The organism is Frankia sp. CcWB3, from assembly GCF_977927595.1.
This window is the reverse complement of record NZ_CDWRCK010000097.1, coordinates 7,070-14,273: the sequence shown is the minus strand read 5'-3', so window position 1 is coordinate 14,273 and position 7,204 is coordinate 7,070. Positions and strand designations below refer to the sequence as shown.

At 71.4% G+C, this 7,204-nt stretch carries 6 protein-coding genes and 1 pseudogene; 5 read left to right on the top strand and 2 right to left on the bottom strand.

Going from position 1 to position 7,204, the window contains the following annotated elements:
* Positions 1–391: GNAT family N-acetyltransferase (locus tag ACY5KJ_RS09775; protein WP_462203224.1), on the top strand; the 391-nt coding region annotated here is incomplete at its 5' end.
* Here ACY5KJ_RS09775 and ACY5KJ_RS09770 read toward each other — a convergent pair.
* Complete coding sequence (locus ACY5KJ_RS09770; RefSeq protein ID WP_462203223.1) at positions 378–3,008, bottom strand: ATP-dependent Clp protease ATP-binding subunit; 2,631 nt, start codon at positions 3,006–3,008, stop codon at positions 378–380. The two genes, ACY5KJ_RS09775 and ACY5KJ_RS09770, sit on opposite strands and share 14 nt — an antisense overlap.
* Positions 3,005–3,397, bottom strand: coding sequence for a chaperone modulator CbpM (locus tag ACY5KJ_RS09765; protein ID WP_462187907.1), 393 nt, complete (start codon positions 3,395–3,397; stop codon positions 3,005–3,007). Before ACY5KJ_RS09765 ends, ACY5KJ_RS09770 begins: the two co-directional genes overlap by 4 nt.
* Before the next feature lie 337 nt (positions 3,398–3,734).
* Here ACY5KJ_RS09765 and ACY5KJ_RS09760 point away from each other — a divergent pair.
* The 4 genes and pseudogenes from ACY5KJ_RS09760 (at position 3,735) to ACY5KJ_RS09745 (ending at position 6,955) form a co-directional block, all read left to right on the top strand.
* Positions 3,735–5,302 (top strand): annotated as a pseudogene (locus tag ACY5KJ_RS09760) (AlkA N-terminal domain-containing protein).
* On the top strand, positions 5,299–5,859 hold the full coding sequence (locus tag ACY5KJ_RS09755) for a methylated-DNA--[protein]-cysteine S-methyltransferase (protein WP_462203222.1): 561 nt from the start codon (positions 5,299–5,301) through the stop codon (positions 5,857–5,859). Before ACY5KJ_RS09760 ends, ACY5KJ_RS09755 begins: the two are co-directional and overlap by 4 nt.
* Positions 5,856–6,572: a 2OG-Fe(II) oxygenase gene (locus tag ACY5KJ_RS09750; RefSeq protein WP_462188660.1), complete on the top strand. Its 717-nt coding sequence runs from the start codon at positions 5,856–5,858 to the stop codon at positions 6,570–6,572. Before ACY5KJ_RS09755 ends, ACY5KJ_RS09750 begins: the two co-directional genes overlap by 4 nt.
* 173 nt (positions 6,573–6,745) lie before the next feature.
* Positions 6,746–6,955 carry a hypothetical protein gene (locus ACY5KJ_RS09745; RefSeq protein ID WP_462203221.1) on the top strand — a complete coding sequence of 70 codons (210 nt, stop codon included), beginning with the start codon at positions 6,746–6,748 and terminating at the stop codon, positions 6,953–6,955.
* Positions 6,956–7,204 lie beyond the last annotated feature (249 nt).

The window sequence follows — 7,204 nt, the reverse complement described above, 5'->3', positions numbered from 1 at the left end:
GGTGACCGAGGTGACCCGGTCGGAGTATACCACCCGCGGGCAGGCTGACGCGGAGCGGTGTGGCCCGGATGCATCACCGTCGACCGGGTCCTACTTCGGCATGTTCGCGGTAAGCCCGACCCGCCAGGGCAACGGGCTCGGCGACACGCTGCTGCGGCTCGCCGAACGGCACGCCGTGACGGCCTGGTCCGCGGCCTGGATGGACCTGCTGGTCATCGCCCAACGGGCCGAACTGATCGCCTGGTATCAGCGGCGCGGATACGTCCTGACCACCAGAACGAGCCCGTTCCCCTACGACGACGAACGGTTCGGCCGGCCGCTGCGACCGGATCTCTACTTCGCCGTCCTCCGCAAGAGGTTCGGAGACCGCCCGGGGTTCAGCGACCGCTGAGCGTGCCGGACCGTCCGTGCCGGACCGTCAGCGCGTCTCCGGCGAGGTCGACGACCACCGCGGAACCGTCGTCGACCTCGCCGGCGATCATCTCCCGCCCGATCCGGGTCTCCACCTCGCGTTGCAGGTAGCGGCGCAGCGGGCGGGCGCCGTGGACTGGGTCGTAGCCCTGACGGGCGATGAACATCCTGGCCGGCTCGGTGATGTTCAGGGTGATGCGCCGATCCGCCAATCGGGCCCGCAGGTCGTCCACCAGCAGGTTGACGACCCGCTCGATCTCGGGCAGGGTCAGCGGGGAGAACAGCACGACTTCGTCGACCTGGTGAAGGAACTCGGGCCGGAAGGCCCGGCGCAGGTCGGCCGTGATCCGAGCGCGGACCTCGGGTCCGGCCGTCCCGTCAGCGTCCGGACCGCCCGTGAGCCGTTCGGACCCCACGCCGGAGGCCAGGATGACGACGGTGTCGCGGAAGTCGACGGTGCGTCCCCGGGCGTCGGTGAGCCGACCGTCGCCCAGGACCTGCAGCAGGACGTTGAGGACGTCGGCGTGTGCCTTCTCGATCTCGTCGAACAGCACCACCGCGTAGGGCTTGCGTCGTACCGCCTCGGTGAGCTGCCCGCCCTCGACGGGCCCGGTCTGGCCGGGTGGGGCGCCCAGTAGCCGGCCGACGCTGTGCCGCTCCTGGTACTCGCCCAGGTCGATGCGGATCAGACTGTCCTCGGAGTCGAACAGGGCCGTCGCCAGGGCCCGGGCCAGCTCGGTCTTCCCGACCCCCATCGGCCCGAGGAAGAGGAATGACCCGATCGGGCGGCGCGGGTTTCCGATGCCCGCGCGGGCCCGGAGCACCGTGTCGGCGACGAGCCTCACCGCCTCGTCCTGTCCGACGACCCGGGCGCGCAGGACCTGGTCGAGGCGTCGCAGCTTCTCCCGTTCCCCCTCGAGGAGCCGGGCCACCGGGATCCCCGTCCAGCGGGAGACCAGATCGGCGATCTCGTCGGCGGTCACAATCTCGCGCAGCAACCGGTGGCCGCCCCGCCGGGGGGTGAGCCGTTCGGACTCGTCGGCGAGCCGCCGGTCCAGTTCGGGAAGGCGGGTGTGGCGCAGTTCCGCCGCGGTCGCCAGGTCGTGTGCCCGTTCGGCCTCCTCGGCCCGCCGTCGGGCCTGTTCGATCTCCTCCCGCAGCCCCCGGACTCGCCGAATGGCCTGGCGTTCGGCCTCCCACCGCGCGCGCATCGCGTTCGCCGCGGCCCGCACGTCGGCGAGCTCCCCACGGAGCTGGTCCAGCCGGGCGATGCTCGCCGGATCGGATTCCTGCGCGAGCGCGGCCTCCTCGATCTCCAGTCGGACCACCCTGCGGGTGATCTTGTCGAGGGCGGTCGGCATCGAGTCGATGTCGGTGCGCAGCATGGCGCCCGCCTCGTCGACGAAGTCGATCGCCTTGTCCGGCAGGAAACGGTCGCTGATGTACCGATGGGACAGCACCGCCGCCGAGACCAGTGCCGCGTCGGCGATCCGAACCCCGTGGAAGATCTCCAGCCGTCCTCGCAGCCCGCGCAGGATAGAGATGGTGTCCGTCACTGATGGTTCATCGATTATGACTGTCTGGAACTGGCGTGCGAACGCGGGGTCGGACTCGATCTGCCGGCGGTACTCCTCGAGTGTCGTCGTCCCGATCAGGTGCAGGTCGCCGCGGATCAGTAGCGGCTTGAGCACGTTGCCGGCATCCGTCGTCCCCTCGGCGGCACCCGCCCCCAGGACGGCGTGTAGTTCGTCGACGAACAGCAGGATCCGCCCCTCGGACGCCGTGACCTGGGCCATAACCGCCTTGAGTCGTTCCTCGAACGCACCGCGGTGCGCCGTCCCGGCCGCCAGCGCGCCCAGGTCGAGCTGGAACACCCTCCTGTTCCGCAGGCTGTCCGGAACGTCCCCGCGGAAGATCCGGTCGGCGAGGCCCTCGACGATCGCGGTCTTGCCGACTCCGGGGTCGCCGAGCAGCACGGGATTGTTCTTCGTCCGGCGGGACAGGATCTGGATCACTCGGCGGATCTCGGCGTCCCGCCCGATCAGGGGGTCGAGGCGGCCGTTGCGGGCGTCGGTGACGAGGTCGCGTCCGTACTTCTCCAGCGCGTCGTCCGTGGCCGTCGGCGAGGCGGAGATGATGCGCCGGTCTCCGCGCACCCGGGTCAGCGCGATGAGCAGGCGTTCCCGGGTTAGACCCTGCTCGTGCAGAATCCGGCCGGCCGGTGTCGTGGGTCCCTCCTCGAGCAGGGCCAGCAGCAGGTGCTCGACCGAGATGTACTCGTCGCCCAGGCGGTGTGTCTCCCGTTCGGCGGCGTCGAGGGCCCTGGACAGACGCTGCGTCATGTACACCTCGTCCGGTCGGACCCCCGGCCCGGACACCCGCGGTCTGCGCTCCAGCTCCGCCTCCACCGCACCGGTGAGGGCGGGTGGGGTACCACCCGATGCGATCATGAGGCGCGGGACCAGTCCGTCCGGCTGCTCGATGAGCGCGGCGAGCAGATGTTCCCCGTCGATCTCGGTGTGGCCGAACCGCATCGCCCTGGTCTGGGCCGCCTTCAACGCGTCCTGGGCGCTCTCGGTCAGCTTGGTCGACTTCATCGGTACTCCTCGCCGGGGCCGGCACGGCCGGGGCCGTCGCGATGGCCGCGGATGCGCTGTTCGAGTTCGTCGATGCGGTCGCGCAGGTCCAGCACGACGTCGGTGGCCGCATAGGTAATGCCGAGGTCGCGGCGCAGCCGTTCGATGCGCACCGCCTGCCCGACCGCGCAGACCGGCAGCCACCACTGCCCCGCCTGGCCGACGCGCACGTCGAGCAGGCCGAGGGCGACCAGCCGGCGGACGATGTCCGGGCCCAGCCGGGTGCGCAGGCAGAAGGAGTCCAGCCCGAGAAGATCCAGACCGGGTTCGACGCCGCCCAGGTGGGTGATCCCGGTGACCGGGACGGTCGGGACGGTCGGGTCGGGATCGCTTCCGGCTGCCCTTCCCACGATTACCTCCTGCTGATGGATGCCTCCTGCTGATGGGCCGATCCGGTGGTCCCCCGCCCACCTGGGGATGTGGAGGGCCGGTCCGGAGGAGCACACCGCCCGTGCGGCGGAGACCGGGCCTGGGCGCGGGTACGGTCGAGCCGGATCATCTCTGGGTAGCGGTCCGATTACCCATGTGACCGTAGGTCGAACCCGATGGCGTTCGCAACCAGAGGTGACGACTCCACGACGGATAGGTGTGGTCTCCGGGGATGGCCGCGCCCGCCATGCGCCCACGGGCACGACGTCCGATTTCCGCCAGCATGCGAGACGGGACTCGTCGAGAGTAGGTGGAGTGATGACGGACCAGAGCCGCTACGAGGCGCTGCGCAGCCGGGACGCGCGCTTCGATGGCGCGTTCTTCTTCGCCGTCACCACCACCGGCATCTACTGCCGCCCGAGTTGTCCAGCCGTCACGCCGAAGCGGGAGAACGTCCGGTTCTTTCCGACGGCCGCGGCGGCGCAGGGCTCGGGCTTCCGGGCGTGCCGGCGGTGCCGTCCCGACGCGGTGCCCGGCTCGGCCGAATGGAACGTTCGCGCCGACGTGGTCGGCCGTGCGATGCGGCTGATCGGCGACGGCGTGGTCGACCGGGAGGGTGTCTCGGGGCTCGCGGCGCGCCTGGGCTACAGCGTGCGGCAGCTTCAACGGCAGATGAACGCGGAAGTGGGCGCGGCACCACTCGCGCTGGCCCGTGCACAGCGGGCGCAGACCGCGCGGGTACTGCTCCAGACCACCGACCTGGCGGCGACGGGCATCGCCTTCGCGGCCGGGTTCGCGAGCGTCCGGCAGTTCAACGACACCATCAGGATGATCTATGCCGCCACGCCGAGCGAACTGCGGGGCGGGCGCCCGGCGCGTCCGGTGACTCCGGCCCGGTCCGCCGTACCGGGTCACAACCGGGATGCGGCTGGGCTGGTGCTTCGGCTCGGTTATCGGGAGCCGTACGCGGTCGACGAACTCGTCGCCTACCTTCAGCGACGCGCGATCCACGGCGTCGAGGAGGTCGTCGGCCGGCCCGGTGAGCGAACGTACCGGCGAACCCTGCGGCTGCCGAGAGGAAGCGGCGTTGCGGAGGTCGACGAACGGGCGGGTAACGGAGGGTGGCTGGAGTGCCGTCTGTTGCTGACCGACCTACGCGATCTGACCACCGCGGCGCAGCGGGTCCGGTGCCTGTTCGACCTGGACGCCGACCCGCGCGCCGTGGTGGAACGACTGTCGGCGGATCCGGCGCTGGCTGTGCTGGTCGCGCGCAAGCCGGGCCTACGCGCGCCCGGTGCCGCCGACGCGCACGAACTCGCCGTCCGCGCGGTACTGGGCCAGCAGGTCTCGGTGCCGGCGGGGCGGCGGCTCGGCGACGCGCTGGTTGCCGCGTACGGGGAACCGCTTCCCACCCCCGATGGTGGTCTCACCCACCTGTTTCCGCGGGTCACCGACCTCGCCGAGGCGTCGTTGACCGAGCTGGGGATGCCACAGAGCAGGCGCGATACGTTGCGCACGCTCAGCGCCGCGCTCGCCGACGGCACCGTCCGTCTCGACTCGGGCGTCGACCGCGACGAGGCGGAGAAGGAGCTGCTGCTCCTGCGGGGCGTCGGTGCGTGGACGGCGGGCTACATCCGGATGCGGGCACTGGGCGACCCTGACGTCCTGTTGGAGAGTGACGTGGCCGCCCGGGCCGGGATGCGGCGGGTCGGGCGGCCCTGGCGGACGCCGCGGCCTGGCGGCCCTGGCGCTCCTACGCCATGCACCATCTGTGGGGGGCCGGGAGCGGAGGACCATCGTCGGGTCAGTCGCCGGACCAGTCACGAGTCGACGACGGCACCGGTCCGCGGAGGATCGATGGCACGGGAAAGGATGACAGCCGATGACCGTCTACACGACCCTGGACAGCCCGCTGGGCGAGCTGCTGCTGGTGGGAGAGGAACTGGTGGGAGAGGAATCGGACGGCGTGGCGGGCGGGATCGCCCTGAGCTCCCTGTCCATGCCTGAGCAGAGGGGAGCCGTGACGGTGGCGCCGCACTGGCGGCGTGCCCCGAGGTCCTTCACCGAGGCCGCCCGGCAGATCGAGGAGTACTTCGCCGGCGAGCGCCGGGTCTTCGAGCTGGAGTTCCTCACCCATGGCACTGCGTTCCAGGAACGGGTCTGGCGGGCGCTGGAGACCATCCCGTACGGGACGACGACCAGCTACGGCCGCCTCGCTGAACGGACCGGCGCCGCCCGCGGCGACGTGCGGGCCGTGGGCGCCGCGGTCGGCGCGAACCCCCTGCTGCTCGTGCGTCCCTGCCACCGCGTGATCGGAGCCGACGGCACCCTGCGCGGCTACGCGGCCGGACTCGCCCGCAAGGAGGCGCTGCTGCGCCATGAGGGGGTACTCGCGCCGATGTTGGATGCGCCGATGTTGGACGCGGCGGCGGCCTGGTCGTGACGGGTACCGGCCGGCTACCGTCACCGGACAACGTCGACTGGGCGCCGATCGGAGCAGAGCTGGACGTGGTGGGCTGCGCGCTCACCCCTGGGATCCTCACCCCGGCGCAGTGCCACGCCCTCGCGGAACTGTACGACGAGACGCGGCACTTCCGCTCCACGGTCGACATGGCCCGGCACCGGTTCGGGTCAGGAGAGTACCGATACTTCGGCCATCCGCTCCCAGAACTGGTCCAGCGGCTGCGCGAGACGCTCTACTCGCACCTGCTGCCCGTCGCCCGGGATTGGGCCGGTCGACTTGGCCGGCCGGCCCCGTGGCCGGACACCCTCGGCTCCTGGCTCGGCCGGTGCCACCAGGCTGGGCAGACCAGGCCGACGCCGCTGCTGCTGCGTTACGGCCGGGGTGACTGGAACGCGCTGCATCGCGACATCTATGGGGAACTCGTCTTCCCGCTCCAGGTCGTCATCGGCCTCGACGTGCCGGGCGAGGACTACACCGGCGGGGAGTTCCTGCTCGTCGAGCAGCGCATGCGCGCCCAGTCCCGCGGAACCTCCCTCGTCCTGCCGCAGGGGCACGCGCTGGTCTTCACGACCCGGGACCGGCCGGTGCGCTCCGCCCGCGGCTGGTCCGCCTCGGCGGTGCGCCACGGGGTGAGCACCGTCCGCTCGGGCCGGCGTCACGCCCTCGGCCTGGTCTTCCACGACGCTGCGTGACGCATCTACCCAGCAGCGGGAGCCAGTAGTGGGAGCGGTTGTGTGGCCGGGCTGGTAGGGCTGGCGACTGCCGGCGGGATGATCATCAATGCCATCGCCTCGGTGAGGGCAGCACTCCTGGCCGGGGAACGCCGTCTACGCGGCGACGAAGGCCGCGGGAGGGGGCCTGAGCGATGGGCCTGGGCGAACGAGTTTGGGGGAGCTGGACACGGTTCTCGGGGGCGAAAGCGTATCCAGCTCCCCTGGACGCCTGCGAAGCGCCGCCGTGTCTCCTCGATGCTCTTGTCGACCTCGGCGTGGCTGATCTGGTCGGTGAAGGCGAGACGCTGGAGGGTGAGGTGCAGTCCTTCGGCCGGTACTGGGTCGAGGACGGGCAGGCGTAGCCGGTCCAGGCTGGCGAAGCGGACCCAGTCGTCGACGACTGGGTCCGCGGTGCGCGAGGTGGTCAACCTCGCTGTCAGCGACACCGCTAGGGACGGCTCGCGGGCAGCAGCGGCGCGGTGCGTAGCAGCGCCAGCAGCGGCCGGACCTCGTCGGGCACCGGCTCGGAGAACGTCCGCACCGCGTGCTCCCCGGGCCGGTCGATCTCCAGGGTGTAGACGAACCGGTCCGCGCCGATGTCGTGCCGCTCT

Coding starts and splice junctions, on each gene's coding strand:
- ACY5KJ_RS09770 (WP_462203223.1), bottom strand. CDS start 3,008: ATGAAGTCGACCAAGCTGACCGAGAGCGCCCAGGACGCGTTGAAGGCG.
- ACY5KJ_RS09755 (WP_462203222.1), top strand. CDS start 5,299: ATGACCGTCTACACGACCCTGGACAGCCCGCTGGGCGAGCTGCTGCTG.
- ACY5KJ_RS09745 (WP_462203221.1), top strand. CDS start 6,746: ATGGGCCTGGGCGAACGAGTTTGGGGGAGCTGGACACGGTTCTCGGGG.